Source organism: Microbacterium sp. bgisy203 (assembly GCF_965345155.1).
In the GTDB taxonomy this organism is placed as follows: domain Bacteria; phylum Actinomycetota; class Actinomycetes; order Actinomycetales; family Microbacteriaceae; genus Microbacterium.
In genome coordinates, this window is record NZ_CBDRLZ010000007.1 from 39,533 (window position 1) to 66,321 (window position 26,789).

Here is a 26,789-nt window from a genome sequence, read left to right on the forward strand (position 1 = left end):
CCGGGCTTGGTATGCGCGTCAGCGCAGGGCGAGCTGGTCGTCGAGGTAGGCGCTGAGGGGGCGGGTCTGCCCCGTCGCGCTCCAGCGGATGTGCGGCACGTCGAGGACGAGGGAGAGGGGCCCGGATGCCTCGCCGCGCGCGAGGGCGTCGAGGTCGATCGGCGCGGCGCCGAGGTGCAGCACCTCCCCCTCGGCGAAACCACCTCGAGCGGCCGCGGCGGCCCGCTCGGACCTCTCGCGCTGCGCCTGGGCGGTGTACCCACGGGGGGCCTCGGTGCGGGCGCGGAGGACCTCGCCGGTCGCCCAGACCTCGGCATCCCCGATCAGGAGCACGCCGACGTGCCACGCCTCGCCGACCGGCACGATCCGCGGCGCACGCCCGAACCCGAGGAGGCGTCGCGACGCCGCCCAGTCGCCGAGACGCTCGCGCGGAGAGCCCGCAAGGCGCGTCCGCGCGGCATCGAGGATCGCGCCGACGTCGGTCATCGCGGGTCCGCTCATGTCGGGTCCGGCCATCGCGGGTCCGGTCACCGTGGCCCGGGGCGCACGGTGACGTCGCTGATCACCGCGTCGCGCGGCAGGTCGAGCGCCGTAAGGATCGCGGCGACGACGGATGCCGGGTCGATCCAGCGTGACGGGTCGTAGTCGGCGCCCTCCTGCGCGTGGACCTCGGCCTGCATGGGAGTCGCGGTGCGGCCCGGGTAGACGGACGTGACCCGCACCCCATGCTCCGCCTCCTCGCCGCGGAGGGCGTCGGCGAGCGCCTTGAGTCCGTGCTTGGATGCCGCGTATGCCGCCCACTCGGGGTGCGCGGTCAGCCCCGCACCCGAGTTCACGAAGAGCACCTGGCCGCGCGCCGCGCGGACGCGGGGAAGGAGCGCGCGGGTGAGCTCCGCCGGGGCGACGAGGTTGACGGCGAGCTGCGAGGTCCACGCGTCGAGCGGGAGGGCGGCGACCGCGCCGAGCGCCACGATGCCGGCGGCGTGGATGACCGAGTCCACGGCATCCGGAAGATCTGCGGCGGCGACGGCACGGGCGATCGTCTCGGGGCGGGCGAGATCGGCGACGATCGTCGCGCTCCCCGGGAAGGCGGCGGCGAGGTCTTCTGCCCGCGCGGCGTCGCGGGCGACGAGGACCAGCCGGTCGCCGCGCTCGTGCAGGCGCTCGGCGATGAGGCGGCCGATACCCGACCCGGATCCGGTGATGACCTGGTGCGGCATGGCATCCATCCTCGCACCGGTGCGGGACGGACGACGGATGCCGTCAGACCCCGCCGTCGACCGACCGGACGAAGTCGCCGGGCTCCTCGGGCACCATGACGGGGGTGTCGCGGTTGAGGCTCCGGCCGTCGAAGAACGGCTTCGAGCGCGGGAAGAGGTACCAGACGAACATCAGCACGACGCCGACGAGGAGTGCGCCGATGCCGACGACGAACGTGCCGCCGATGCCGAGGAGCACGGTGTATCCGTAGTCGACGTCGTACATGTCGATCGCCGACTGGATGAACGCGTAGGTCAGCATGACGGCGCCGAGGACCGGGAAGATCCCCTTGAACCACAGGTCGCGCGCCGAGCGGCGGAGCACCCCGCGGTAGTACCAGGCGCACGCGTAGCCGGTGATGGCGTAGTAGAACGCGATCGCGAGGCCGAGCGAGAGGATCGAGTCCTGCAGGATGTTGTCGCTGATGAGGGTCATGCCGACGTAGTACGCGACGGCGATGGTGCCGCCAGCGATCGTCGAGAACGACGGCGTCTTGTAGACGGGATGCACGATCTTGAACTTCGCCGGAAGAGCACGGTAGACGCCCATCGCGAGAGTCCCGCGCGCGGTCGGGAGGATCGTCGTCTGCGTCGAGGAGACGGCCGAGATGAGCACGGCGACCACGAGCAGCCAGCCCCACGGGCCGAGGAGGCCGTCGCGGATGGCGAGGAAGAAGTCGTCGGCGTTGTCGGGGTTGCCGAGCCCCGTGCCGGTCTCGCCGAGACCGGCGTACATCATCGCGGCGATCGTGACGGAGACGTAGGTGACGAGCAGGATGACGGTGGTCAGCAGCGCCGCGCGGCCGGGGGTGCGCTTCGGGTCCTTCGTCTCCTCGGTGAGGGCGAGGCAGGTGTCCCAGCCCCAGTAGATGAAGAGCGCGAGGAGGGCAGCTTCCACGAATCCGTGGAAGTCGGTGAACGCGAAGGGGTTCAGCCAGTTCCCGTCGAAGGGGGTCGGGTCGGGCGCGGTGCCGTCGAAGTAGTGCCAGAGGGCGGCGACGACGAAGATGCCGAGCGCGATGTACTGCGCCGCGAGGAGGACGTTCTGGATGCGCTCGCCGATCTCGACGCCTCGCCAGCTGACCCACGTCATCGTCGCGATGAACGCGACGGCGACGAGGACGACCCGCCAGTCGTTGTTGGCGAACTCGAGGCCGAAGATGCTCCAAAAGTAGATCGACGCGATCTGGGCGAGGTTCGCGAGGACGATCATGCCGGCGGCCGCGACGCCCCAGCCGCCCATCCAGCCGACCCACGGGCCGAAGGCCTTCGTCGCCCACGTGAACGTCGTTCCGCAGTCGGGGATCTCGTTGTTGAGCTCGCGGTAGGCGAACGCGATGAACAGCATCGGGATGAACGCGATGACGAAGGCGATCGGCGCCTGCGCGCCCACGGCGAGAACGACGAAGCCGAGCGTCGCGACGAGCGAGTAGACGGGTGCGGTCGAGGCGAGGCCGATGACGGTCGAGCCCCACAGGCCGAGGGTGCCCGCGGCGAGGCCCTTTCCGTCGGAGCGGTCGATGTGTACGGGTGTGGTGGAGCCGAAGTCGGTCATGTCGGAAACCTCCGGGCGCTGTCGGGTTGCGGTGCAGGCTAGCGGCATCCGCGGCGCCCCCACCGCCGCCGTGAGGGCGAATCTGCCGGCGGAGAGTGGACACAGCGTACAGATATCGGAAGTTCACAGGGAAGGGGCTTGCGCGGGGGTGCGCGGGTGGCGAAATGCTAGTGGTGGCGGCGCGGGGGCTGACCGTGACCGCCTTGATGAACCACCGAAGAAATCGAAGAAAAAATCTCCGAGAACGTCGTTGTCATCACCTTCCCCACCCGGGATGCCACCTACGAGGCGCTCACCGCGTTCCGCAACTCGTCGGGCGATTACGGCCTGCAGTCGGCAGCCCTGATCGAGCGCGACGTCAACGGCGCTGTGACCGTGACCGACGGCGGCGACGAGATCGGCGGCACCGCCACGATCGGAGGTTCGCTCATCGGCATGCTCGTCGGCGTGTTCGGCGGCCCCGTCGGCATGCTCCTGGGCCTCTCGTTCGGAACGCTCGGGGGCGCCATGGTCGACGCCTCGCGCATGGACAAGGGGGACGACGTGCTGTCGCAGTTCGCCGAGACGGTCCCGCCGGGGACCAACGCGATCATCGCCGAGACGGTCGAAGAGGACTTCTCGCTCCTCGACGGTGCCGTCGCGCAGCGCGGCGGCGCGATCGTCCGCTGGCCGCTCGACGAGGTGCTCGACACGCTCGAGGCGCAGCAGGATGCCGCCGAGGAGGCCTCGAAGGCCGCCCGCAAGGCCCTGAAGGAAGAGAAGAAGGCCGAGCGCAAGGCATCGCGCGAGGAGCGCATCGCGGAGCTCAAGGCGAAGCACGAGAAGAAGGACGCCTGATCCGACTCACTGACGACGCGGCGGGTGACCCTCACGGGTCGCCCGCCGCGTCGCGTTCGGGCAGCGCATCGAAACCACGGCGCATCGAGCCGCGCGGCGCCGGGCGCGACCGGCAGAGACGGACGACTACCGGGGTGAGCCGTCGACGCCCTGCCGGTGCAGCGCCGACGAGAAGCTCGCGCCGTTGACGTCGAGGTAGAGCTGGCCCTCGGTCACCGACACGGTCACGGTGTTGCGGCGCTCCACGGCATCCGCCGCCTGCGCGATGAACCCGGGATCGAAGCTCGTCACGACGATGCGGTCCTGCTCGTGAATCTTCTTGCCCGCCCAGGTCGGCACGAGGCGCGCCGGATCGCGGTGCGTGTAGACGGCGACGCGCCCCGTGAGCTTGCTGCCGTGGTGGAGCCGTTCGGCATCGGGGGCGCCGACCTCGATCCACGCGGTCTGGCGGCCGGTCGCATCGCGCACGAGCACGGCGGGCTCGTTCGTCGCCGAGACACCCTCGCTGAGCGCGATGCCCTCCGTGTATTCGAGGCAGTAGGCGAGGAGGCGCGTGAGGAGGTACTCCGGGGTCTCGGACGGGTGCTGCGCGAGCCGCACCGTGAGGTCCTCATACACGCCGCGGTCGACGTCCGCGAGCTGAACGTCGAAGGTGTGCATCACTGCGCCGATGGCCATCCTTCGAGCCTAGGCGGTCGGCGGCCGAGGGCTTCGCGGCAGCTCGTGTGGCATGCAGTCTCGGCGGGGCAGTCTCGGCCGGGGCGCCGGTGAAGACCCGCGAGATTCCGCGGCGTCTCGTCTCGGGAGCCGCGGCGCGCGCCCGCCGAGACTGAATACGGCACGCCGGGGCGTGAGAAGATCGCGGCATGACCGCCGCCGAGACCCCCCGCCCGCGCGGCAGCTACGCGAAGGGGGTGGCGCGGCGGCAGGAGATCCTCGACCGGGCGATCGAGGTCTTCGCCCGCCGCGGCGCGCAGCGGACGAGCCTCCGCGCGATCGCGCAGGAGGTCGGCGTCACGCACGCGGCACTCACGCACTACTTCGGGTCGCTCGACGAGCTGCTCGTGGCGGTGTACCGCGAGTCGGAGGAGCGCGGCGAAGGGGATGCCGACGCGCCCATGTCTCCGGCCTGCGCCGACACCTCCGCCGGCGCCGACAGAGCGGACGGTCTCGACGCCGCCGCGGGCGTCGACACCGTCCGCTCGCCGGCGCCGCTGCAGAGCCCCGCCGAGGCGATGCGGGTCTCCGCGGCGGCGAACCGCGAGATCCCGGGCCTCGTCGAGCTGTACTCGACCCTTGTCGCCTCGGCGCTCGACGGCGCGCACCCGGCGGCGCACGAGTTCGCGACGACCCGTTTCGCGCGCTTGCGCGCCGAGCTGTCCGACCGGGTGCGTGCGCTGCAGGCATCCGGCTCGCTGCGCGCCGACGTCGATCCGGCGCTCGTCGCGGCGCTCGTGATCGCGGCATCCGACGGCCTGCAGACCCAGTGGCTGCTCGATGCCGACGTCGACCACGAGGCCGCACTCGCGCTCCTCGACCGCCTGCTCACCCCCTGACCCCTCCTCCCTCCCCTGGCCCCTCCCCCTGGCTCGCGAATCACCGCCGGTTGCGCGAGTCACCGCCGGATTTGCGCGCATCGCCCGGTGATTCGCGAAAGCACCGGTGATTCGCGAGCGGTGCCACGTGCACGGCGGGCGGCGTCAGACGAAGCGCACGGCGGCCTGCAGGCGGGTGCGGACATCGAACAGCTCGTTGCCGCCGATGTCGCGCGCGCCGGTAAGGCCGCGGCGGAGGACCGTCGACAGCGCCGAGCGGGCGACGACGCCGACGGGGGTGCCGCGGACCTTGCCGATCTCCTCGATCGCGGTGGGTACGTCGTCATCGGGCAACACGACGATCGCGCCGCCGAACTTCACGCGGGCGCTCCGCGCGAGGGCGCGGGATGCCGCGACGAGGTCGCCGATCGGCGCGCCCTCAACCCCGTCGCCGATGAGCTCCCCGCGGCGCAGGCGCACAGGACCGCCGAAGTCCTCGCTGAGCACCGCGTACAACCCGCTCGGCCCGAGGACGATGTGGTCGAGCTTCAGCTCGGGGTCGCGCGGGTCGGCGGCGACGTCGTGCCACACGGTGTACCCCATGCCGAGGTCGCCGACGATGCGCGCGGTCTCCTCCTCGGCGAGCGCGTCGGCGAGAAGGCGCTTGAGCTCCCGCGGTGCCGACCGGACGAGCGCCGGGTCGTACGGGTCGGGGAGGTCCGCCCCGCGCCCCACCCACTCGCGCATGAGCGTCAGGTACCGCTCGCGCCGCCACCCACCGGGCTGGCCGAACGACCGCGCACGGGGTCGCGTGTCGGCCCCGCGCCCCGGCGGCCTCCAGCCACCCGCGCCACCGCCACCAGAAGCGGAGCCGGAGCCGGGACCGGACCCGCCCGGCCCGAACCGCGGCGCCTCCGTGCCCCCGAACCCGTGGCCGCGGTCGTACGCCGCGCGCGCCTCGGCGGTGCCGACGAGCTCCCACGCGCGCTGCACCTGCACGAACAGCGCGGCGTCGCCTCCCGTGTCGGGGTGCGTCTGGCGCAGCCGCAGGCGGTAGGCGCGCCGGAGGTCGTCGTCCGAGGCATCCCACGCGACAGCGAGGACCTCGTACGCGGATGCCGACAGGGGAGAGTCGAACACGGTCGCCTCGTCAGCCCCACAGGGGCGTGGGCGGTGCCCACGCGAGCGCCTCCGCGGCGATGCCGTCGGGCCCGTCGGCGACGTCGGCGAGGGAGGCGGGCGACCAGGCTGGCGTCCGGTCCTTGTCGACGACCTGCGCGCGGATCCCTTCGACGAGGTCGGGCTGGGTGTGCGCGAACCACAGCACGAGGCCGTACTCCTGCGCGAGCGCGGCGCGCAGGTCGGGCAGCGCGCGCGCCGAGCGGACGGCCGCGAGCGAGACGGCGAGTGCGGTCGGCGAGAGCTCCTCGAGCGTGTCGGCGGCGGCGGATGCCTCAGCCTCCGGCCGGGCGCGCAGGCGGTCGATGATCTCGGTGACGGTGTCGGCGGCGAACGCGTCGTCGATCCACTCCCGCGCGGCGGCGAGCGCGGACGGCTCGGGGGTCTCGTCGAAGAGCAGCACGATCTCGGCGGGCGTGCCGGGGTCGGCGCGGGTGAGGAGCGCGTCGCGCAGGTCGTCCAGCCGCTCGCTCGGGACCATCGCGTCGGCGAACCCGGCGTAGATGGCGTCGGCGGCATCCATCGACGCGCCCGTCAGGGCGAGGTACTCGCCGACGCGGCCGGGGGCCTGCGCAAGAAGCCACGACCCGCCGACGTCGGGCGTGAACCCGATGCGCGTCTCGGGCATCGCGAGGCGCGAGCGCTCGGTGACGACCCGCACGGACGCGTGCCCGGCGAGGCCGATGCCGCCGCCCATCGTGACGCCGTCGGCGATCGCGACGATCGGCTTGGGATACTCGAAGATCCGCGCATTGAGGGTGTACTCCGGCACGAAGAATTCGGCGGTCCGCTCGGGCTCGCCGTCGACGATCATCTGGCGGAGCCCCCGCACATCGCCGCCGGCGCACAGGCCGCGCTCGCCCGCCCCTTCGATCAGGACGAGCTGGACGTCGGCGTCGCCCTCCCAGTCGTCGAGGGCGGCGGCGAGCCGCTCGATCATGCCGATGTCGAGCGCGTTGATCGCGCGCGGCCGGTTCAGGGTCAGGTGTCCGACGCCGCTGTCGGAGCGAACGAGAACGGTCGCGTCCTCGTCGGGTCGGGGGCTGGTCGAGTGCTCGCTCACCCGGCCAACGTTACCCGCGTGCGGCGCACCGGCCGCCCCGGCGTGCATGGTCGCCGCGGCGCGGCACCCCACGCACCGTGGGCATCTCCGCCAGGATGGACGTGACGCCCCCACCGACGAGAGGCCCGCGATGCCCGAAGGACTGGTGCTCGAGTTCACCGATGTGACCAAGCGCTTCGGCGGCGTCTCCGCCGTCGACGGGCTCACCGCCCGCGTCGAACCGGGCACGGTGACGGGCTTTCTCGGGCCCAACGGCGCGGGGAAGACCACGACGCTCCGCATCCTCCTCGGACTCGTCCGCGCGACCTCCGGCACGGCGACGATCGGAGGGCGCCGCTACGCCGACCTCCCCCGGCCCCTGCAGACCGTCGGCGCGGCGCTCGAGGCATCCAGCTTCCACCCCGGTCGCACCGGCGCGAACCACCTCAAGGTCTATGCGCGCGCGGCGGGGCTGCCCGATCGGCGCGTGGACGAGGTGCTCGGCCTCGTCGGGCTGACGGATGCCGCAGGGCGCAAGGTCGGCGGATACTCGCTCGGCATGCGGCAGCGGCTCGGACTCGCGTACACGCTGCTCGGCGACCCGGGCGTGCTCGTGCTCGACGAACCGGCGAACGGGCTCGACCCCGAAGGCATCAAGTGGCTCCGCGGGTTCTTGCGGCGACTCGCCGACGAGGGCCGCACGGTGCTCATCTCGTCGCACATGCTCGCCGAGGTCCAGCAGACGGTCTCGGCGCTGCTGATCATCTCGCGCGGCCGCCTCGTCTACCAGGGCGATCTCGCCGGGCTCACGCAGCCCGAGGACTATACGACCGTCATCGACTCTCCCGACCGCGCCGCTCTGGGCGCAGCGCTGGATGCCGCGGGCATCGGCTACGAGCCGCTGCGCACAGGGTTCACCGTGCAGTCCTCCGACCCGGCCGCGCTCGGGGCGATCGCGGCCGGCGCCGGCGTCGCGCTGTCGAACCTGCAGCGCAAGGGCCCGGCCCTCGAGGAAGTGTTCCTCGGTCTCGTCGACGGGACGCGCGTGCAGGCGGCGGATGCCGCGCCTGTGGTGGCCGAGCCGGCGCCTGTGGTGGCCGAGTCGGGGGCGGCGGCGCCGGTTGGTATGGCCGATTCGGCGCCTGCAGCCGAGTCGGCGGGGGTGGCAGAGTCGACGGCGGCCGATCCGGCGGCCTCGCTGGATTCGGACGCTGCCGAGGAACCTCATGCGGAGCCTCCCATCGAACCCGAACCCGAACCCGAACCCGAACAGGCCCTCGACCCGGACGTCGATCCCGAACCCGAACACGCGGACGTCGATCAGGAGGAACCGCCCGTCCCGGTCGATGCGCCCGCGCACTGGGACGAGGGTCAGGCGCGCACCGATGCCGACGACGAAGCCGACGCGTTCTTCGCCCGATACGACGCCACCGTCGACCCGGAGCCGACAGGCGAGATTGCCCCCGTCGAGGGACCCACCGAGGCATCCTCCGTCGAGGCATCCACCGAGGCATCCCCCGTCGAGGCATCCGCCGATGAGCCATCCGACTCCGAGGAGGAGCGATGAGCCTCGCGCGCGCCACCCGCTCCGAGCTGACGAAGCAGTTCACCACATCGATGTGGTGGATTCTCGCGCTCGTGATGTTCCTGTACGTCGGCGTGACCGCCGGCGGCCTCGGCGGCACCCTGGGCGCCGTCGCGAACGGCACTCTCGGCCCCGACGCGGTCAACGGCCCGGCCCTCCCCGTCGATGCCGTCCCGCCGGTCGTCTACAGCATCGCGACGTCGGTCGGGTATGTCTTCCCGCTGCTCATCGGCACACTGATGGTCACGAACGAGTTCCGACACCAGACGCTCACCCCGACGTTCCTCGCGACCCCGCGGCGCGGCGTCGCGCTCGGTGGCAAGGTCGGCGCGGGCATCGTCATGGGGCTCCTGTACGCGGCGGTCGGGATCGTCGCGGCGGTCGGGATCGGCGCCGCCGCCCTCGCCGCCCTGGGCCTGGACACGCTCCTCGACCGGAGCGAGACATGGGCGATGATCGGTCGGATGGTGATCGCGCTCGTCCTGTGGACGCTCATCGGCGTCGGCGCCGGCACGCTCATCCGCAACCAGGTGGCGGCCGTGGTCAGCGTGCTCGCGTTCACGCAGTTCATCGAGCCGATTCTCCGCACGATCAGCGCGTTCATCGAGGGACTCTCCGACGTCGCGAAGTACCTCTCCGGTGCGGCCTCCGACGCTCTCGTCGGCGCGAGCATCTACACCTCACTCGGCGGCACGGATGCCTCCGGCGGCGGCCTCGACTGGTGGGTCGGCGGGCTTTTGCTGCTCGGGTACGCCGTGGTCTTCCTGCTGCTCGGCTGGCTCTTCAGCTGGCGCCGCGACGTGAGCTGACCGTCAGCGCGCCGGCTCCGCCGGCGAGGAGCCGGTCGGCATCCGTCACGCGATGGCGGGGCGCGGCGTGCGCCGCGGGCGTGGCGCACGCGCGGATGCCGGGGCTTCCGGATCGTCGGCCGCGGCGACGATCTCAGTCACGGGCGCGGCGGCATCCTCGCCCTCCAGTCGCAGCGCCCGAACGAGCTCGAGGCCGTGCCGTGTCGTGAGCAGCAGGCGCGAGAACTCTGCGCTCTCGTCGAGGTCGATGATGACGCCCGCGCGGCGACGGCGCACGACGACGAAGTCGCTGCCCCCGGCCGAGGCCCACGTCCCCATCGCCACGACGCCGCGGACGAGCGTTCCGAGGCTCGGCACACCGCGCAGCCAGTTCCACGGGTCGTCGGTGAGCTGCACCTTCTGGATGAGGTCGCGCTCGATCCGCACCGACGTCGACCGCCGCGAGAGGGCGCGTTCGGTGCCCGAGAGCACGACTTCCAACTGCGTCGAATCGAGCAGCAGAGTCACCATGACTTCAGTCTGCCAGCGTCCGCGCCGCGCGGCGCGCCACCGGGGCAACGATCGTGTCTCTTCCCGCGCGCCCCTCTCGCCCCGACTCTGGCTCGCGAATCACCGCCGGTTTCGCGAATCACCGGCCGTCTCGCGCGAAACCGCCGGTGATTCGAGAAATGCCGGGTGATTCGCGAGCCGCATGCGCGCGAACGCGAGCGGGCGAGACGCGAGGCGAGCGAGGCGCGGGGCAGCCCGGCGCGAGGGTCAGACGGCGAATTCGTCGGTCGCGTGCGGCAGCGGGAACTTCTGCACGGCGGCGATCAGGCCGCCGACCGTCTGCTCGCGCGCGACGACATTCACCCCGAGGCCGGCCTTCCGGGCATCCTTCGCCGTGCGCGGACCGATGGCGGCGATGACGGTGGATGCCGGGATGTCGGGGAACTGCAGGTGCACCTGCTCGGCGACCGAGCCGCTCGTGACGAGGATCGCGTTGATTCGCCCGCTCTCGACGTCGTGCGCGATGCGTTCGGTCACGGGCACGCCCACCGTGCGATAGGCGACGACGCTCCGGACGTCATGCCCTGCCTCGGTCAGACGCTTGGTGAGCACCGGCTTCGCGATCTCGCTGCGCAGGGTCAGGATGCGGCGCGGCTCCGGCTCGAGCTCGAGCAACTGGGCGGCCATACCGGCGGCGGAGTTGTCCTCGTCGGGCACGAGGTCGACCTTGTAGCCGACCGCCGCGAGCGCCGCCGCGGTCGTCTCGCCGACGGCCGCGACGCGGGTCGTGGAGGGGATCTCGGCGCGATACGCGTAGAGCACGTCGACGGTAGTCGCGCTCGTCAGGGTCACCCAGTCGAACGCACCGGCGGCGAGGTCGGCCAGCGCCTGCTCGAGCGTCTCCTGGTCGGTGGAGGGCGCGAAGTTGATGAGCGGTGCGATCACCGGGACCGCGCCCTGGCTGCGAAGCGTCGCCGCGACCGAGTCGCCCCACGGACCGCCACGCGGCACCAGCACGCGCCAGCCCTTGAGGGGCTTGGCGGCCGCGGCGTGCGGATCTGTGTTCATGCTCGACTCTCGTGATGCTCCGTCGGACACACGTGATCGCACATCCGACCTCGTCGGACCCGGGCGTCCAGCTGCTGTGTGCCTCGGGTCGGCTGGGCCGGCAGCCTATGCATCGTCGCCACTGCCTGGTACACGAGCATACCCCTGAGCCCGGTGCGGGGTGCCAGCGCGGTCGGAGCGCACCATCGTCACCGCGTGTACAGACGCACGATCCCCCACACCGCGAAGCCCACCGCCGCAGCGATACCGACGGCCGCCGCGATCGCTCCGTTCGGATTGCTGCGGGCGAATCCGCGCGCGTCGGCGACGACGCGGTCGGTCGACCGCGCAACCCGCTTGGGGACGTTCGTCTTCTCCTCGATGGCGGCGAGGGTCGCCTTGAGCTCGGCGCGTGCCTTCTCGACCGGGTCGGTGATGCCGAGGGCGACAGCCGTCCGCGGAACCGGGGTCGAGTCGGTGCGCGCAGGCGCCGAGGCCTTCGTGCTCTTCGCGGGCGAGCCGCTGCGGGAGGTCGGTTCAGTACTCATCGGTCACGTCCTTCACGATGCGGGCGTCGACGGCGATCGCCTGGGCGGGGGTCTCGGTCGAGCGGAGCTTCTTGAATCTCAGGAGCCCGAGGATCGCCGCGATGACGGCCAGCAGCAGACCGACCACCAGCACGATGAGCGACGCGACCCAGGGCTCCATCCACGAAGACAGCCCGATGATCGCGAAGGCCCCGAGGGCGGGGATCGACCAGAACAGGAAGAAGAGGGCCACGACCAACCAGACGCCGCCGAGGCCCGCCTGCTTTCCCGTCTTCTTCGCCCATGACTTCGCCGAGTCGATCTCGGCGACGATGAGGTTGCGGAAAAGCTCGGGCACCTCCCCGATCAGGGTGAAGAGGCTGTCGTCGGCGCGGTCTCGGAATCCGCGGGGAGTGCTCATCTCAGTCGTCCGCGGCCTTCTTCTCGATGCCGTCCTTGATGTCTGCGACGGCCTTGTCGGCGGAGCGCTTCGCTTCGTTCGCCGAGATGCGGGCTCCGAGTGCGACCTCGTCGGCCGAGTCGTCGGCGGCGATGAGCGCCGCGTCGAGCTTCTGGCCGGGCGTCGTGCCCTTCGAGGCGGCCTTCGTGACCTTCACCGCGCCGTCCCAGAGGGCCGACGGAAGGGCGAAGGCGGCGGACTTCGTGAGTTCCTTCGCCTTTCGCACCTGCTTCTGGACGGGCTCGGTGTGCCAGAGCTTGCCCACGCCCGCCTTGATCTGCTCGTACCGCTCGCGCCCGGCGCGCGTGCCGAAGACGTACCCCGCGGCGAACCCCACGACGATCCCGAACTTGCCTCTCATGGTGCTCCTCACGGTCGAAACGGTGTGATGTAGGTCCCAGGGTAACGCCGTATGCCGCGGCGGGCATCCGCTCTTGCCAGAGGCGCCCCAGGCTGGTATCGCCGCGTCACGCGGAGCGGTCGGCTCCCCACAGGACGCTGGTGCGCAGGCGATCGACCTCGGCGACCGTGTCGGCGACCACCTGCGCGACGCCGCTCCCCGCGAGACTCGCGCCGACGACCGCGAGACCCGGGTGCTCGTTCACCGCGGCACGGACGGCGGCGACCCGCTCGGCATGGCCGAGGGCGGATGCCGGCGGTGCCGCGTCGACCCGGCGCAGCGCGCTCGCCCGCGGGGTGCCCATCGCGACCCCGAGGAGCCCCCCCGCGGCGCGCGCGGCATCCGTCGCGGCGTTGTCCGCGTCGCGCGTCGGATCGGCGGGCAGCGTCACGCGGACGACGTGGCGCCCGGGACCGGCCGCGGCGGCGAGCCACGGCCAATCGACGGTCGGAAGGGTGAGGGCGACCGCGTCGGTCGGGCCGGGATCGAGGGGATACACCGCCCGGCCGCGCGGCGCGGCATCGAGCGCGGGGGCATCGACGACGAGGGTCACGACATCGCGCAGGGTGGTGGAGATCGGCTCGGTCCGAATCCCCGCCGTCGCCAGCAGCGCGGATGCGGCGACGGACGGAGACGCCAGGATCACGACATCGGCGACGAGAACGCCGACGCCGTCGGAGGTCGAGGCGTCGTCGAGCGCGATCGTCCAGGCATCCTCGCGCGTGAGCGTCACCGGGCGGACACCGGTGCGGAGGTGCGCGCCGAGGTCGCGGAGGCGCTGGACGAGAGCGTCGGGCAGCCGGCCGTAACCTCCGCGGAGCGTCGTGCGGCGGGGCTCGTCGTCGGGCAGGAGGTCGAGGGCCGCCCCCGCGAGCGATCCGGTGCGGGTGAGCGCGGTGCTGAGGCCCGGCGCCGCGACCTCGACGTCGATGTTGTCCGGGTCGGTGCTGTACAGCCCGCGCGTGACCGGCGCGACGAGGCGGTCGGCGACGAGGTCGCCCATGCGCGTACGCACGAGGCGGCCGAGACTGCGCTCGTGCCCGATCGTCAGCGGCGGGCGCAGGCGGTCGAGGTAGGCGCGCCACGTGCCTCGCCATCCGATGACCCTGCGCACGTCGTCGGCCCACGGGTTCGCCGGGATGCCGAGGACCGTCCGTGTCGGCAGCGGCGCCGCCCCACCCGCGTTCGCACCGCCCGCCTTCGCACCACCGGCCTTCGCACCGCCGGCCTTCGCACCACCGGGAAGCCCCGCGATCCAAGCCGGGTGCGCGGCGGCATCCTCCACCTCGGGCAGCAGGCGCAACTCGTCGAGCAGCGCGTGCAGGGCAGGGGATGCCGGGGGGAACGCGTCGGCGACGAGATCGACCGGCAGCCCGTCGAGTTCCACCGTCTCGACAGCACCCCCGAAACGTTCCGCGCTCTCCAGCACGGTCACGTGCGCGCCGATCTTCGCCCATTCCAGCGCCGCGACGAGTCCCGCGACACCCCCGCCGACGACGGCGACGTGCGTGCGGCGTGCGCGGGCCAGGAGGTCCGGGTCCTGCGGGTCGGGACGCGGGTGGTCGAGGTCAGGGTCGTCGGGCGCGGCCATGGCATCCATCCTCCCACCGCCGGCCGGGGACGCGCCGGGACCTGAGCGGCCGCGCGTGGGACGATGGATGCCATGGCCCTGCACATCACCGACGACGACGCCGCCGACGCGCTGCTCACGCAGAACCCGCTCGCGCTTCTGATCGGCATGCTCCTCGACCAGCAGATCGCGATGGAGACGGCCTTCACCGGCCCGTTGAAGATCGAGCAGCGCACCGGGTCGCTCGACGCGGCATCCCTCGCGGCGTACGACCCGGACGCCTTCGTCGAGGTCTTCAAGGAGACGCCCGCCGTCCACCGGTTCCCGGGGTCGATGGCCGGGCGCGTGCAGGCGCTCAGCCAGGCGCTCGTCGACGATTGGGGTGGGGATGCCGCCGCGCTCTGGACGTCGGGTGAGCCCGACGGGGCGACAGTCCTGAAGCGCCTGAAGGCGCTCCCCGGCTTCGGCGAGCAGAAGGCCAAGATCTTCCTCGCGCTGCTCGGCAAGCAGTACGGCTTCACGGGGTCGGGGTGGCGCGAGGCATCCGCCCCCTATGGCGACGAGGGGTCGTACCGCTCCGTCGCCGACATCACCTCGCCCGAGAGCCTGACCAAGGTGCGGGAGTACAAGCGCGCCGCGAAGGCCGCCGCCAAGGGCTGAGGCCCGCGGCCACCTCACCTCACCTCACCTCACCAAGGCAGGAGATCTCACCGAGACAGGATGCCTACCCGCGCGGCGGTCCTGTGTGCGCGATATCTCCTGCGTCGGTGATCCACCCCGCGCCCCCGCCCCCGCGAGGCCGCACGCCGGACATCGACGGGTTATCCACACCCCGCCACCTCCCGCGCCGTGAGCGCCGCTACCGTGAAGGGCATGCGTCGGCATCTGCGATGGATCGTCCCCGCCCTCCTCGCGGCGGCCGTCTATCTCCTCGCGATGTGGGGTGTCACCGCTCTCGCGGGGCCCGACCGCTCGCCGACGCCCAACGAGACACTCGGAGCACTCGGGCTTCTCGCCGTCGCGTTCGTCGGCCCGCTCGTGCTCGTCGTCGTCGCCATCGTCCAGGGCGTGAAGACCTACCGCGCAGCGCGACGGCGGCGCGGGCACTTCAGCAAGGGCGAACTGCGTCTGGCCGGAGAGCGCGCCGCCCATCAGCACGCGTGGGACAACGCCCGCGCGCTGCGCGCCACGCTGCTCCGCCGCGAGGTACCGGCCTCGATCGATCAATGGGATCTCGCACCCTACGCCGGAGAGCTGTTCTTCGCCGCCGTGCCGACCTCTTATGCCCGCTACTACGGCACCGACGCCCGTTACACGACGACATCGAGCTTCGCGTACGGCAGTCCCGCCTTCGTACTGGGCGTCATGGCAATCACTGGCATCGGCAACGCAGCGTCGCGATCGGCTGCGCGGCAGCAGGCCCGCGAGCAGTGGCGCGACTGGCAGCAGGCGCACGTGCTCGTCAGCAACCACCGGCTCGCCGTCCGCACAGCTGAAGGCTGGCTCAGCTTCGACTACGGGGCGATGACCGCCGTGTATCCCGAGGTCGCCGCGAACACCCTGGTGTGCGAGTTCCCCGGCGTCGCACCCCTCCTCCTTCAAGGCCCGCACGCGCCGCTCGCAGCGGTGATGTCGGTCTTCGCCACCCGCGGAGCGGACGGCCTCGCGAGGCATCCGTCACTCTCCGCGCTCGACTGACGCGACGGCTCGCGCCGCTTGCGCCGACACTCCTCACGGCCACAGGAGATCTCACCGAGACAGGATGCTTACCCGCGCGGCGGTCCTGTGTGCGCGATATCTCCTGCGTCGGTGATCCACCCCGCCGCCCCACGCCCTCGCGCCGCGCGCGTCAGGCGCCGCGCAGGCGCTCGGCGAGGTAGTTGACGAGATCCGCCAGGTCGACGCGCTGCTGCGCCATCGTGTCGCGATCGCGGACGGTGACGGCCTCGTCCTCGAGCGAGTCGAAATCGACCGTGACGCAGTACGGGGTGCCGATCTCGTCCTGGCGGCGATAGCGGCGCCCGATCGCGCCGGCGTCATCGAAGTCGACGTTCCAGCCCTGCGCACGCAGCGCATCGGCGACCTGACGCGCGAGCGGCGAGAGCTTCTCGTTGCGCGAGAGCGGCAGCACCGCGACCTTGACCGGCGCGAGGCGCGGGTCAAGGGCCAGGACGGTGCGGGTGTCGGTGCCGCCCTTCGCGTTCGGCACCTCCTCTTCGCGGTACGCGTCGACGAGGAACGCCATCATCGCGCGCGTCAGACCGAAAGAGGGCTCGATGACGTACGGCACGTAGGTCGTGCCGGATGCCTGGTCGAAGTACTGCAGCTTCTGCCCCGACGCCTCGATGTGCGACGAGAGGTCGTAATCGGTGCGATTGGCGACGCCCATGAGCTCGCCCCACTCCTTGCCGGCGAAGCCGAAGCGGTACTCGACGTCGATCGTGCCCGCCGAGTAGTGCGCCCGCTCGTCCTCGGGGACGTCGAACTGCCGCAGATTCTCGGGATCGATGCCGAGCTCGATGAACCAGTCCCAGCAGGCTTTCACCCAGTGCTCGAACCACTCCTGGGCCTCCTCCGGAGGCGTGAAGTACTCGATCTCCATCTGCTCGAACTCGCGCGTGCGGAAGATGAAGTTGCCGGGCGTGATCTCGTTGCGGAACGCCTTGCCCACCTGGCCGATGCCGAACGGCGGCTTCTTGCGCGACGCGGTGAGGACGTTCGAGAAGTTCACGAAGATGCCCTGTGCGGTCTCGGGGCGCAGGAAGTGCAGGCCCGACTCGTCATCGACGACGCCCAGATACGTCTTGACGAGACCCGAGAACGCCTTCGGCTCGGTGTACTGCCCCTTCGTACCGCAGTTCGGGCAGGGAATGTCGGCGAGGCCGTTCTCGGCGGCGCGACCCTTGCGCGCCTCGAAGTCCTCGATGAGGTTGTCGGCGCGGAAGCGCTTGTGGCAGTGCAGACACTCCACGAGCGGGTCGGTGAAGGTCGCGACATGGCCGGATGCCTCCCACACGCGCTTCGGGAGGATCACCGACGAGTCGAGGCCCACCATGTCGCCGCGACCACGGACGAAGGTCTGCCACCACTGCCGACGGATGTTCTCCTTGAGCTCGGTGCCGAGGGGACCGTAGTCCCAGGCGGAACGCGAGCCGCCGTAGATCTCACCGGCCTGGAACACGAACCCGCGGTGACGGGCGAGGGCGATGACTTTGTCGAGGCGGGAGGGCTCGGCCACAGGTGGCTCCAAATGGTCGTGTGCGCGAAAGCGCGAGAAGGCGGATGCCGGGGGCGCCGGGGGTGCACCGGCATCCCTCGATTCTACCGACGTCGGCGCCGCGCTCCGCGGCGGGTCCCAGATGACGGGGTGCCAGATCAGGGGATGCGGTGCCCCGCGGCGCGGAAGAGCTCGTACCACTCCGGGCGGGTGAGCGGGAGGTCCGACCCCGCGGCCGCTTCTGTGACCCGTTCGGGGGTCGTGGTTCCGAGCACCACCTGCATGCCCGCGGGATGCCGGGTGATCCAGGCGGTCGCGATCGCGAGGGGCGTCACGGCGTATTGCGCCGCCAGGCGGTCGATGACGGCGTTCAGGTCGGCGTAGGCCGGCGAACCGAGGAACACCCCGGCATCCGTCCCCGACTGCAGCGGCGACCACGCCTGGATCGTGATGCTGTTCACGCGGCAGTAGTCGACGATGCCGCCGCCGTCCTCGGTGACCGCCTGCGCGAACCCGGACATGTTCGCCGCTACGCCCTGCGCGATGATCGGCGAGTGCGGGATCGACAGCTGCAGCTGGTTCGCGACGATCGGCTGGCGCACCGCCGTCCGCAGCAGATCGATCTGGCGCGGCGTGTGGTTGGAGACGCCGAAGGCGCGTACCTTGCCGCTCTGTTCGAGGTCGTCGAACGCGCGCGCGACCTCGTCGGGCTCGATGAGCGGATCGGGCCGGTGCAGCAGCAGGATGTCGAGGTAGTCGGTGTCGAGCGCCTGAAGCGAGCCCTGGACGGAGCGCACGATGTGGTCGTACGAGAAGTCGTAGTACGGGCCGTCCTTGACGATGCCGGTCTTCGACTGGATCGTGATCTCGGCACGCTCGGACGGGCTCAGCCGCATTGCTTCGGCGAACCGGCGCTCGCACGCGTGCAGCTGCGGCCCGTAGATGTCGGCGTGGTCGAAGAAGTCGATGCCGGCGTCGCGCGCGGCGCCGACGAGCGTGCGCACCTCGTCGTCGCTCGACTCGGCGATGCGCATGAGCCCGAGGACGACGTTCGGGACGGTGGAGGCGGTGGGGCCGAGGGGGACGGTGGTGACGGCAGGCATCCGTCGACTCTAATCGCGCGCGCCGGTGCGGTCGAGGCCCCTCGCGGTCCGGGCGCCCCCGTGTCAGGGTGAAGGGCATGGATGCACGTGAGGTTCGCTGGCCCGCCGCCCCCGTCGCCGACTGGGAGGACACGCGCGACACGCTGCAGTTGTGGACGCAGATGGTCGGCAAGCTCCGACTGGAGCTCACCCCGAAGGTCAACCACTGGTGGAACGTGCCGCTGTACGTGGATGCCCGGGGTCTGACCACCTCGCTCATGCCGTGCGGCGCCCACGGGCTCGAGGTGCGCTTCGACTTCTCCGGTCGCACGGAGTCGGGCGGCCACGAGCTCGTCTTCGAGCGCACCGACGGCGCGACGCGCACCATCGCCCTGCGCCCCCGCACGGTCGCCGACTTCTACGGGGAGTTCGTGGAGGCGCTCGCCGCGCTCGAGGTGCCCGCGACCATCTACCCCGTGCCGGTCGAACTCGCCGTGGCGATCCCGTTCGCCGACGACGAGACCCACGCCTCCTACGATCCCGCGGCGGTGACGCGGTTCTGGCGGACGCTGATCACGGCATCCGAGGTCATGAACGACTTCCGCGCCGAGTGGGACGGCAAGGGCAGCCCCGTCCACTTCTTCTGGGGCGCGTTCGACCTCGCGGTCTCGCGCTTCAGCGGCCGCCCCGCGCCGCAGCACCCGGGCGGCGTCCCGAACTGCCCCGACTGGGTCATGTACGAGGCGTACGACGCCGAGGTCTCCAGCGCCGGCTACTGGCCGGGCGGCGCCGACGAGGGCGCGTTCTACTCGTACACCTACCCCGAGCCCGAGGGCTTCCGCGAGCGCGATCTCGGGGTCGAGGGAGCGTACTTCGACACCGCGCTCGGCGAGTTCGTCCTCCCCTATCGCGCGGTGCGCGAGGCGGACGACCCCGACGCGCTACTCCTGGCGTTCCTCGAGGCGACGTACCGGGCGGGCGCCGAGACGGCGGGCTGGCCGCAGGCGACGGATGCCGCGACAGGTGCCGAGGGGCCCGGCGTCAGCTGACGAACGTGATGGTCGCGGGGTAGCGGTACCACTCGCCCTTGTTGGCTTTCAGCGCCGCGATGATCGAGAAGACGATGTTGAGCACCCAGATCGCGGCGAGCAGGAAGAATCCGATGACGACGATCGTCAGGATGCCTGCCACGATGCTGGCGATGAGCAGCGTGAGCTGGAAGTTGAGCGCCGTCGCGGTGTGTGCGCGCACGAACGGACCGCGGTCCTTGAAGACGAGGTAGCCGATCAGCGCCGACCAGAAGCCGAGGAAGATGCCGCCGACGTGCACGAGTGTCGCCCACATCCGCTCGTCGGCGGGATTCATCGGCTGCGGCCCCGGGGCTGCGCCGTACGGAGGCTGCGGAGGATACGGCGGGTTGGTCATGGCACCCAGCCTACGGGGATGCGGGGGCACCGGCCGGGCGCGTGTCGGGGAACCTCGATAGGGTCGAAGGACAGCTCGATCCCCCTCGACACAGCTCGACCCCTCGACAAAGCTCGACCCCTCGACAAAGCTCGACCCCTCGACAAAGGAGCCCCGTGGACGTCTTCGCCGCCGGGGGCACCATCGTGATCGTCTCGATCGCCGTGGTCGCCGCCATCATCCTGCTGATCTTCCTGCTCATCATGGTGCGGGCCTGGTACAAGGTGGCCAAGGCCGACCAGGCGCTCGTCGTCGTCGGTCGCAACCAGAAGAACGCCTCGGGAGAGTCCTCGCGCATCTCCGTCATCACCGGGGGCGGCGCCCTCGTCAACCCGCTGACGCAGCGCGCCGAGATGATCTCGCTGCGCGCGCGGCAGATCAAGATGGAGCCGACGGCCCAGGCATCCAACGGCGTCACGGTGAACGTGTCGGGCGTCGCGCTCGTGAAGATCGGCTCCGACCCCGAGTTCGTCCGTCGCGCGGCCGAGCGCTTCCTGTCGCAGGACGGTGCGATCGAGCAGTTCACGACCGAACAGCTCGAGGGCGCGCTGCGCGGCGTCGTCGCGACCCTGACCGTCGAGCAGCTCATGAAGGACCGGCAGAAGCTGTCGGACCAGATCGCCGAGGGCATCAAGAGCGACCTGCTTGCGCAGGGCCTCATCCTCGACTCGTTCCAGATCCAGGGCATCACCGACAAGAACGGCTACATCGACGCGCTGGGCGCGACCGAGGTCGAGCGGGTGCGCCGCGAGGCCGACGTCGCCCGCATCAACGCGGCCCGCGAGGTGCGCGCCCGCCAGATCGCGACCGACGAGCAGAACCTCGTCGAGCAGACCGCGTTCGACAAGAACTCCGCCGCAGCCGCCGCCGAGGTCGGTCGCGCCCGCGCCGAGGCCGAGCAGGCCGAAGCGCTCGCCCGCGCCGAGCGCGAGCAGGCCGTTCTGCTCCAGGGCGCCGAGAACAAGCAGGCTCAGCTCGACGCCGACATCAAGAAGGTCGCCGACGCGTCGCTCTACGAGCGGCAGCGGGCGGCGGATGCCGCGGCCTACAGCGAGGTCAAGGCGGCCGAGGCGCGCGCCCAGATCGCGGCGCAGGAGGCCGAGGCCACCCGCCTGCGCGCGCAGGCCGAAGCCGAGTCGGTGCGCCTCGTCGGTGAGGCGCGGGCCGCGGCGATCGAGGCCGAGGCCGAGGCGCTCTCGCGCAACCAGGAAGCTCTCCTCGCGCAGCGCGCGCTCGAGGCGCTCGTGCCGATGATGACCGAGTTCGCGCGTGGCTTCGACAAGGTCGGCTCGATCACCGTCCTCGGCGGCGAGGGCGCGTCGTCGCACATGGCGGCCGAGTCGGCGTCGAGCATGCGCGCGTCGTTCGACGCGATCGAGGCGGCGACGGGCATCGACCTGCGCCAGGTCATCCAGGGTCAGGCGACGGGGCGCGGAATCGCGCAGGGCATCCGCGAGGATGCCGCCGGCTCCGCGGCGCGAGGCGATGCGGGTGACGCGCAGGCGACCGACGCCGCCGACGCGTTCGCGGCGGCAGCCGAGCGACCGACCACTCCGCCGCCGAGCGCCTGACGACACCTCACCCGTACCCGCACCACGCCGTCACCCACGTCAGCAACCGGGCCTTCAGGTCGGGCGGTGCCGCGAGCGTCACCTGACCTGGCGTCCCGTCGACGGTGACGTCGAGGGTGAAGACGGTGCCGCGCTTGTCCTCTGCACGGCGTGCGGATCGCACCGCGCCGGCACGAGCGGCAGCGTGACCGTGGCCGCCGGGCGGGCATCGCCGGCGATGTCGATATCGAGCGCCAGGAGCCCGGCATCCACCCCGATGAAGCTCAAGAGGTTCGTCTCGCGGATGCCGGTGACCTCGAGCGCGCCCTCCTCTGATCGGGGGACGACGGAGAGCTGGAGCTCGGCGGGCTGACCCGCGGCAGACGGGGTGAAGGCGCCGAACCCGACGTCCGCCATCTCAGCGACCCGGGCCGCGGCACAGTCTCGCGCGTGGAGCGCATCGAGGAACGGGAACACCTCCGCGGCCGGGGCCGATGCCGTGCCCGCGCGCCCATCGATTTCGTAGTCGACCGTGACGGTCGAGCGCGGGGCGTTGGTCGCCGAGGCATCGCTGTCGCTCCCGCACGCGGCATCCGGCAGCTGCACCCGCACGTTCAGGGTCGCGCCCGCCGCGACGGTCGACGTGCGCTCGATGACGCGCGTCGCCGACCCCGCGAACCGCGGGTCGTCAAGGCGCACCGCGCCGATGCGGATTGTGCCGTCGGTGCCGTTCCGGATCTGGACCTGCGCCTGCCGCTCCGCGACGTCCGACCGGAGCTGGGTCACCGCGACGGTGATGCCCTGCGGCAGCGCGCCGTCGGCGGCGGTCGGCACCGGCGCGGGCGCGTCCGCAGCGCACCCTGCGAGCATCATCGCGACGAGCGCCACCCCGAGTGCGCGAGCCGTCTTCAGTCCCCCGGGACGTAGCACCCCCGATATCGGCGGTTGTCGGCCTGCACGCTGTCTCCCGGACTGAATACGCAACACCAGCTCGCCGGCACCGCCCGCGGTGGGACACAATTCAGGCAGAGTCGCCCGCCCGAGCCCCCGAAACGGCGGACGACGCCGTTCTGCCTGAGTTGTGTTCCGCTCCGCTCGCCAGACCGGCATGTGCACCGCCGCTCAGCCCCGCTCAGCGCCGCTCAGCGGCGCAGCTCGACGCGCGCGACGGTCGCATCATCGAGCGCGACGGGGTCGATCTCGACGCCGATGCCGGGCCCGGTCGGCACCCGCACGTGCCCGTCCTCGAGGACGATCGGCTCGGTCACGACGTCGCGCGTGTAGAACCTGTTCGACGCCGACACGTCGCCCGGCAGCGTGAACCCCGGGAGCGCGGCGAGTGCCGCGTTCGCCGCGCGGCCGATACCGGTCTCGAGCATTCCGCCGCACCAGACCGGTACACCGGCGTCGCGGCACAGATCATGGACGCGCACGGCCTCGAGGTAGCCGCCGACCCGGCCGGCTTTGATGTTGATCACGGATGCCGCGCGAAGCGCCAGGGCGTCGGCGGCCGCCTTCGCCGACACGATCGACTCGTCCAGACACACGGGCGTGTGCAGGCGCGCCGCGAGGGTCGCGTGGTCGACGATGTCGTCCTCTTGGAGCGGCTGCTCGATGAGAAGGAGGTCGAACCGGTCGAGCTCGGCGAGGATCTCGACGTCGGCGAGGGAGTACGCGGAATTGGCATCGACCTGCAGGGGAATCGCGCCGAAGGCATCCCGCACCGCCGCCGTGTCGACGACGTCCCGCCCGGGTTTGATCTTGATCTTGATGCGGACGTACCCCTCCTCCAGGTAGCGGCCGACCGCCTCGACGAGCGCCGCCGGATCGCGCTGGATGCCGACCGACACGCCGCTCGGGATGCGGTCACGTACGACGCCGAGATACTCCCCGAGCGGCCGCCCCTCGGCGCGGAGCGCGGCGTCGAGCACGGCGAGCTCGAGTCCGGCCTTGACCATCCGGTGCCCGACGAAGGGCTCCAGGATGCCGGAGACGTCCTCCGGCGCGAGGGTCCCGGCATCCGGACTCCCGGCATTCAGCAGCGCCGGCACGAGAAAGCGCTGCGCGACGTCCCACGCGCCCTGCGTGTACTCGCTCGAGTACAGCGGTGCCTGCTGGGTGACGATCTCGCCCCAGCCGTCGCCGCCCGCCGTTCGCGCGCGGACGACGATCACCTCGCGCTCGGTCTCGGTGCCGAACGATGTCGTGAACGGCGAGACGAGCGGAAGGTGCAGGACGCGCAACTCGACCGCCTCGAGGCGGACCGGGGCGGCGGGGCGGGCGATCGGCATGGGGTCAGGCTACGCCGGGAGTCGCGGCGTTACGACGCTCGTCAGTCGTCGACGACGGTGACCGTGACGTCGATGTTGCCGCGCGTCGCGTTCGAGTAGGGGCACACCTGGTGCGCCGCGTCGGCGAGCTGCTGCGCGACGGCGGGGTCGACCTCGGGGATGTTGACCTCGAGCTCCACGGCGAGCCCGAATCCGCCCTGACCGTTCGACCCGATGCCGACGCGCGAACCGACGGTCGATCCGTCGATGGCGACCTTCTGCGCGCGGGCGACGGCCTGGAGTGCGCTGTGGAAGCACGCGGCGTAGCCGGCGGCGAACAGCAGCTCCGGGTTCGGGGCGCCCCCGGCGCCGCCCATCTCCTTGGGTACGCGCACGTCCGTGTCGAGGATGCCGTCCGCCGTGCGGACGTGGCCGTTGCGGCCGTCTCCGGTGGCGAGTGCTTCGGCGGTGTAGACGATGTCCATGGGGATGATTCCTTTCGATGGGGGACTTTCGACGGCGACCTGGCCGCCCGCGGTGTGCGGCAGCAGGATGCCGCGGCTCAGGCGGCCGTGCGCAGCTGCGCGGCGAGCGCGCGCATGTTCTCGGTGATGGCGCCGAGACGCTCGAGCAGGTCGCGGGGGTGGCCCGTTCCGTCGAGAAAGGCGCGCACGAGGCATCCGGCGGCCTCGCGCACGGCGGCGAGCGTCGCACGACCCTCACTCGTAAGCGCGACCCGGACGACGCGCTCGTCGACAGTGTCGCGGCGGCGGGAAGCGAATCCGCGCGCCTCGAGGCGGCGCAACAGCGGCGAGAGCGTCCCGGAGTCGAGGTGCATCTCGTCGCCGAGATCCGACACGGTGCGACCGCCGGCATCGTCCGCGGCCAAGACGACCATCGCGAGGTACTGCGGGTAGGTGAGGCCCCACGGCTTCAGCACCTCGCGGTACGCCTGCGTCGTCGCGTGCGAGGCGGTATACATCGCGAAGCAGACGTAATCGTCGATCTCCGAGGTCATGACTTCATGGTTGCACGCAATTGAATTGCGCACAACCTTTCCGATGCGCGTCTCAGAGTGCGTACGCGTCGGGGTCGTCGGGCCGGGGCGCGCGCAGCGCCGCCGGAAGCGGCCACGGCAGCGTGACCCGCTCGGTCGGACGGCTGACGTCGCCGAAATCCTCGGCCTTGACGACGATGCGCTCGGGTGTCACCTCGAGCAGCCGCACGCGGAGGGGCACCGCGCCCTCGCGCTCGAGCACCCACGGGTCGGCGAGGTACGCGAGACCGCGGCGCTCGATCGCGTCTTCGGCATCCAGCCATTCGGCATCCGCCACGACCTCGCGTCCGAGCAGGTCGAGCGCCCGCCACCGCTCGCCGTCGGGCAGGATCCAGCCGACGAGCTCACCGTCTCCCCGCCGGTGCGGCGTCGCGCCGTCGAGGGTCCCACCCGCCGCGCTCACGGCACCTGCGCGAACGCCCGCACCGGGAACGTCCCGAAGCCTTCGACGGCGGGCGGGGCGGCGGTGAACAGAGCGCCCGAGGCGGGCAGGTCGCCGAGCCGGGTGAGGTGCTCGACCACATGCACGCCGGCGCCGAGCAGCAGCGTGTGCGCGGGACGTTCGCCGCCCGACTCGGTGTCGTCGATGTTCACGGAGTCGATGCCCACGAGCGTCGCGCCGTCATCGATCAGTCGCCGGGCGCCCTCGGCTGTGAGGAACGGCGCGCCGCGGCCGTACTCCGGGGCGCCGAAGTGTCGGTCCCACCCCGTGTGGATCAGCACAGCGGCGCCCTGGAGGTCGCGGTCCGCGAACGCCTCGGGCCCGATGCCGCGGCGCTCGGCGGTCCAGGCCTCGGTCAGGTGGAACACCTCCGCCCGCAGTCCGACGAGCGTCGAGAGGTCGAGCCCGGCGAGGTCGGGCCCGTCGAGGTAGCGGTGGAAGGGGGAGTCGAGGTACGTGCCGGTGTTGCCGATCATCGTGATGACGTCCATCGCGAACTCGGTGCCGGGCGCGTACGTCGCGCGAGAATTCTCGCGCGTGAGGAACGGCGTGATCTCGGGGGCCGGGAGCCCGGGGTACGTCACGAGCCCGGCGCGGATCGGGTGGCTGAGGTCGACGACGGAAAGAGGTGCGGTCACGGGGTCAGCCTAGGGTCGCGGCCGGCGCTCCGCGCTCAGCGCCTCCCGAAGAGGTACCCGCGCGCATCGTCGAACCCGACGACGGCGAACCCGTCCTCGTGCAGCCCGAGGAACGCATCGCGCACCCGGTAGCGCCACTCGAGCGCTTCTGCGGGGTCGGTCAGGCGCAGGGTCTCGATGTCGGGCGGCACGGCGACCGTGGTCACGACGTCCTCTTCGCGAGGTGAGCGCGCGGGGGCGGCGAGCGCCCACGAGACCATCAGCCGGTCGGTCTCATCGCCGCGATTGACGGCGTCGTCCATCGGTCCGTACTGATCGACCAGATACTCGGTGACGCGCGCGCCCAGCACCCGCAGATTGAAGTGCGCGTTGCGGGCGACGAGCGGATCGAACGTCCACGTGATGTGCCCCACCGACCGCGCGAACGCCCAGTCGCGCTGATGCTGCTTGAGCAGTCGCCCGAGTCCCTGCGAGCGGTGACCCGCCAGCACCCCGGTCACGTGCGAGTGCATGGACCGTTGGGCAGGTTCGGCGAAGAAGGCGACGGATGCCCCGATCATCCGCTCCTCGCCGCCCGCGGCATCGGCGGCGTAGAGGCCGACCGCGTAGTTGCCCGAGTGCGCGAGCGCGCGGATGAGGTTCGGCGGCATCCCACCCCGCTCGCCCCACACGTCGTCGAGGACCGCCGCAGCGGCGAAGACCTCCTCGACGGTCTCGAGGGGGCGGATCGTGACTCCGATCGGGGTCTGCACGTCGTCGTCGGCCATAGCGCCAC

30 protein-coding genes are annotated in these 26,789 nt (G+C 71.6%); 8 read left to right on the plus strand and 22 right to left on the minus strand.

Annotation, left to right across the window (positions count from 1 at the left end; translation table 11 throughout):
- Positions 1-18 precede the first annotated feature (18 nt).
- Genes ACRVYW_RS11095 through ACRVYW_RS11105 form a run of 3 tightly spaced genes read right to left on the minus strand, consistent with a single transcriptional unit; the run spans position 19 to position 2,814 of the window.
- A complete protein-coding gene (locus ACRVYW_RS11095) occupies positions 19-501 on the minus strand; it encodes a glutaminase (RefSeq protein ID WP_431804574.1) in 483 nt (160 codons plus the stop codon).
- 26 nt (positions 502-527) lie between these two features.
- Positions 528-1,220 carry an SDR family oxidoreductase gene (locus ACRVYW_RS11100; protein ID WP_431804576.1) on the minus strand — a complete coding sequence of 231 codons (693 nt, stop codon included), beginning with the start codon at positions 1,218-1,220 and terminating at the stop codon, positions 528-530.
- 43 nt (positions 1,221-1,263) lie between these two features.
- Positions 1,264-2,814, minus strand: coding sequence for an APC family permease (locus tag ACRVYW_RS11105; protein ID WP_431804578.1), 1,551 nt, complete (start codon positions 2,812-2,814; stop codon positions 1,264-1,266).
- 369 nt (positions 2,815-3,183) lie between these two features.
- Here ACRVYW_RS11105 and ACRVYW_RS11110 point away from each other — a divergent pair, with 369 nt between their 5' ends.
- Positions 3,184-3,651, plus strand: a complete 468-nt coding sequence (locus tag ACRVYW_RS11110) for a DUF1269 domain-containing protein (protein ID WP_431804580.1) — start codon at positions 3,184-3,186, stop codon at positions 3,649-3,651.
- Positions 3,652-3,777: 126 nt separating this feature from the next.
- On the opposite strand, the gene ACRVYW_RS11115 is transcribed toward ACRVYW_RS11110, so the two are convergent.
- Positions 3,778-4,329, minus strand: a complete 552-nt coding sequence (locus tag ACRVYW_RS11115) for a YaeQ family protein (RefSeq protein ID WP_431804582.1) — start codon at positions 4,327-4,329, stop codon at positions 3,778-3,780.
- A 188-nt stretch (positions 4,330-4,517) separates the two neighbouring features.
- On the opposite strand from ACRVYW_RS11115, the gene ACRVYW_RS11120 reads away from it, so the two are divergent.
- Complete coding sequence (locus tag ACRVYW_RS11120) at positions 4,518-5,207, plus strand: TetR/AcrR family transcriptional regulator (RefSeq protein WP_431804584.1); 690 nt, start codon at positions 4,518-4,520, stop codon at positions 5,205-5,207.
- Between the two features lie 144 nt (positions 5,208-5,351).
- Here ACRVYW_RS11120 and ACRVYW_RS11125 read toward each other — a convergent pair whose 3' ends face one another.
- Positions 5,352-6,326, minus strand: a complete 975-nt coding sequence (locus ACRVYW_RS11125) for a DnaJ domain-containing protein (RefSeq protein WP_431804586.1) — start codon at positions 6,324-6,326, stop codon at positions 5,352-5,354.
- A 10-nt stretch (positions 6,327-6,336) separates the two neighbouring features.
- Positions 6,337-7,428, minus strand: coding sequence for an enoyl-CoA hydratase/isomerase family protein (locus tag ACRVYW_RS11130; protein ID WP_431804588.1), 1,092 nt, complete (start codon positions 7,426-7,428; stop codon positions 6,337-6,339).
- A 130-nt stretch (positions 7,429-7,558) separates the two neighbouring features.
- Between ACRVYW_RS11130 and ACRVYW_RS11135 the strand changes: the two genes are divergently transcribed.
- Together ACRVYW_RS11135 and ACRVYW_RS11140 are read left to right on the plus strand one after the other, a co-directional pair.
- Entirely contained in the window at positions 7,559-8,974 is a 1,416-nt protein-coding gene (locus tag ACRVYW_RS11135) for an ATP-binding cassette domain-containing protein (protein WP_431804589.1), read from the plus strand.
- Entirely contained in the window at positions 8,971-9,801 is an 831-nt protein-coding gene (locus tag ACRVYW_RS11140; protein WP_431804591.1) for an ABC transporter permease, read from the plus strand. Before ACRVYW_RS11135 ends, ACRVYW_RS11140 begins: the two co-directional genes overlap by 4 nt.
- Positions 9,802-9,846: 45 nt before the next feature.
- On the opposite strand, the gene ACRVYW_RS11145 is transcribed toward ACRVYW_RS11140, so the two are convergent.
- From ACRVYW_RS11145 to ACRVYW_RS11170, 6 genes are all read right to left on the minus strand, one after another.
- The gene (locus ACRVYW_RS11145; RefSeq protein WP_431804593.1) at positions 9,847-10,311 is read right to left on the minus strand and encodes a hypothetical protein; all 465 of its coding nucleotides are present in this window, start codon (positions 10,309-10,311) and stop codon (positions 9,847-9,849) included.
- A 246-nt stretch (positions 10,312-10,557) separates the two neighbouring features.
- Positions 10,558-11,358 (minus strand): uroporphyrinogen-III synthase, encoded by an 801-nt coding sequence (locus tag ACRVYW_RS11150; RefSeq protein ID WP_431804595.1) that lies wholly within the window; start codon positions 11,356-11,358, stop codon positions 10,558-10,560.
- 188 nt (positions 11,359-11,546) lie between these two features.
- On the minus strand, positions 11,547-11,885 hold the full coding sequence (locus ACRVYW_RS11155) for a hypothetical protein (protein ID WP_431804597.1): 339 nt from the start codon (positions 11,883-11,885) through the stop codon (positions 11,547-11,549).
- Complete coding sequence (locus tag ACRVYW_RS11160; protein WP_431804599.1) at positions 11,875-12,285, minus strand: phage holin family protein; 411 nt, start codon at positions 12,283-12,285, stop codon at positions 11,875-11,877. Before ACRVYW_RS11160 ends, ACRVYW_RS11155 begins: the two co-directional genes overlap by 11 nt.
- Position 12,286: 1 nt before the next feature.
- Positions 12,287-12,685 (minus strand): hypothetical protein, encoded by a 399-nt coding sequence (locus tag ACRVYW_RS11165; RefSeq protein ID WP_431804601.1) that lies wholly within the window; start codon positions 12,683-12,685, stop codon positions 12,287-12,289.
- Between the two features lie 106 nt (positions 12,686-12,791).
- Entirely contained in the window at positions 12,792-14,315 is a 1,524-nt protein-coding gene (locus tag ACRVYW_RS11170) for a protoporphyrinogen/coproporphyrinogen oxidase (protein ID WP_431804602.1), read from the minus strand.
- A 72-nt stretch (positions 14,316-14,387) separates the two neighbouring features.
- Between ACRVYW_RS11170 and ACRVYW_RS11175 the strand changes: the two genes are divergently transcribed.
- Together ACRVYW_RS11175 and ACRVYW_RS11180 are read left to right on the plus strand one after the other, a co-directional pair.
- Positions 14,388-14,954 carry an HhH-GPD-type base excision DNA repair protein gene (locus tag ACRVYW_RS11175; RefSeq protein ID WP_431804604.1) on the plus strand — a complete coding sequence of 189 codons (567 nt, stop codon included), beginning with the start codon at positions 14,388-14,390 and terminating at the stop codon, positions 14,952-14,954.
- A gap of 213 nt (positions 14,955-15,167) precedes the next feature.
- Positions 15,168-15,992 carry a hypothetical protein gene (locus ACRVYW_RS11180; RefSeq protein ID WP_431804606.1) on the plus strand — a complete coding sequence of 275 codons (825 nt, stop codon included), beginning with the start codon at positions 15,168-15,170 and terminating at the stop codon, positions 15,990-15,992.
- 151 nt (positions 15,993-16,143) lie between these two features.
- On the opposite strand, the gene ACRVYW_RS11185 is transcribed toward ACRVYW_RS11180, so the two are convergent.
- On the minus strand, positions 16,144-17,532 hold the full coding sequence (locus tag ACRVYW_RS11185; RefSeq protein WP_431804608.1) for a glycine--tRNA ligase: 1,389 nt from the start codon (positions 17,530-17,532) through the stop codon (positions 16,144-16,146).
- Between the two features lie 137 nt (positions 17,533-17,669).
- A complete protein-coding gene (locus ACRVYW_RS11190; RefSeq protein ID WP_431804610.1) occupies positions 17,670-18,614 on the minus strand; it encodes an aldo/keto reductase in 945 nt (314 codons plus the stop codon).
- 77 nt (positions 18,615-18,691) lie between these two features.
- Here ACRVYW_RS11190 and ACRVYW_RS11195 point away from each other — a divergent pair, with 77 nt between their 5' ends.
- Positions 18,692-19,642 carry a DUF5996 family protein gene (locus ACRVYW_RS11195; RefSeq protein ID WP_431804612.1) on the plus strand — a complete coding sequence of 317 codons (951 nt, stop codon included), beginning with the start codon at positions 18,692-18,694 and terminating at the stop codon, positions 19,640-19,642.
- On the opposite strand, the gene ACRVYW_RS11200 is transcribed toward ACRVYW_RS11195, so the two are convergent.
- Positions 19,635-20,018 (minus strand): DUF4870 domain-containing protein, encoded by a 384-nt coding sequence (locus ACRVYW_RS11200; RefSeq protein ID WP_431804614.1) that lies wholly within the window; start codon positions 20,016-20,018, stop codon positions 19,635-19,637. The two genes, ACRVYW_RS11195 and ACRVYW_RS11200, sit on opposite strands and share 8 nt — an antisense overlap.
- Before the next feature lie 155 nt (positions 20,019-20,173).
- On the opposite strand from ACRVYW_RS11200, the gene ACRVYW_RS11205 reads away from it, so the two are divergent.
- The gene (locus ACRVYW_RS11205; RefSeq protein ID WP_431804615.1) at positions 20,174-21,628 is read left to right on the plus strand and encodes an SPFH domain-containing protein; all 1,455 of its coding nucleotides are present in this window, start codon (positions 20,174-20,176) and stop codon (positions 21,626-21,628) included.
- 78 nt (positions 21,629-21,706) lie between these two features.
- Here the strand turns inward: ACRVYW_RS11205 and ACRVYW_RS11210 are convergent, their stop codons facing one another.
- The 7 genes from ACRVYW_RS11210 to ACRVYW_RS11240 form a co-directional block, all read right to left on the minus strand.
- Positions 21,707-22,537, minus strand: a complete 831-nt coding sequence (locus tag ACRVYW_RS11210) for a hypothetical protein (protein ID WP_431804616.1) — start codon at positions 22,535-22,537, stop codon at positions 21,707-21,709.
- 212 nt (positions 22,538-22,749) lie between these two features.
- Positions 22,750-23,898, minus strand: coding sequence for an o-succinylbenzoate synthase (menC, locus tag ACRVYW_RS11215; protein WP_431804618.1), 1,149 nt, complete (start codon positions 23,896-23,898; stop codon positions 22,750-22,752).
- Positions 23,899-23,939: 41 nt separating this feature from the next.
- On the minus strand, positions 23,940-24,362 hold the full coding sequence (locus ACRVYW_RS11220; RefSeq protein ID WP_431804620.1) for an organic hydroperoxide resistance protein: 423 nt from the start codon (positions 24,360-24,362) through the stop codon (positions 23,940-23,942).
- Positions 24,363-24,439: 77 nt separating this feature from the next.
- A complete protein-coding gene (locus tag ACRVYW_RS11225) occupies positions 24,440-24,895 on the minus strand; it encodes a MarR family winged helix-turn-helix transcriptional regulator (RefSeq protein WP_431804622.1) in 456 nt (151 codons plus the stop codon).
- Positions 24,896-24,947: 52 nt separating this feature from the next.
- The gene (locus ACRVYW_RS11230; RefSeq protein ID WP_431804624.1) at positions 24,948-25,337 is read right to left on the minus strand and encodes a hypothetical protein; all 390 of its coding nucleotides are present in this window, start codon (positions 25,335-25,337) and stop codon (positions 24,948-24,950) included.
- Complete coding sequence (locus ACRVYW_RS11235) at positions 25,334-26,014, minus strand: cyclase family protein (protein ID WP_431804625.1); 681 nt, start codon at positions 26,012-26,014, stop codon at positions 25,334-25,336. The genes ACRVYW_RS11230 and ACRVYW_RS11235 overlap by 4 nt, the downstream gene beginning before the upstream one ends.
- Positions 26,015-26,049: 35 nt before the next feature.
- Positions 26,050-26,781, minus strand: coding sequence for a GNAT family N-acetyltransferase (locus tag ACRVYW_RS11240; protein ID WP_431804627.1), 732 nt, complete (start codon positions 26,779-26,781; stop codon positions 26,050-26,052).
- Between the last annotated feature and the right edge of the window lie 8 nt (positions 26,782-26,789).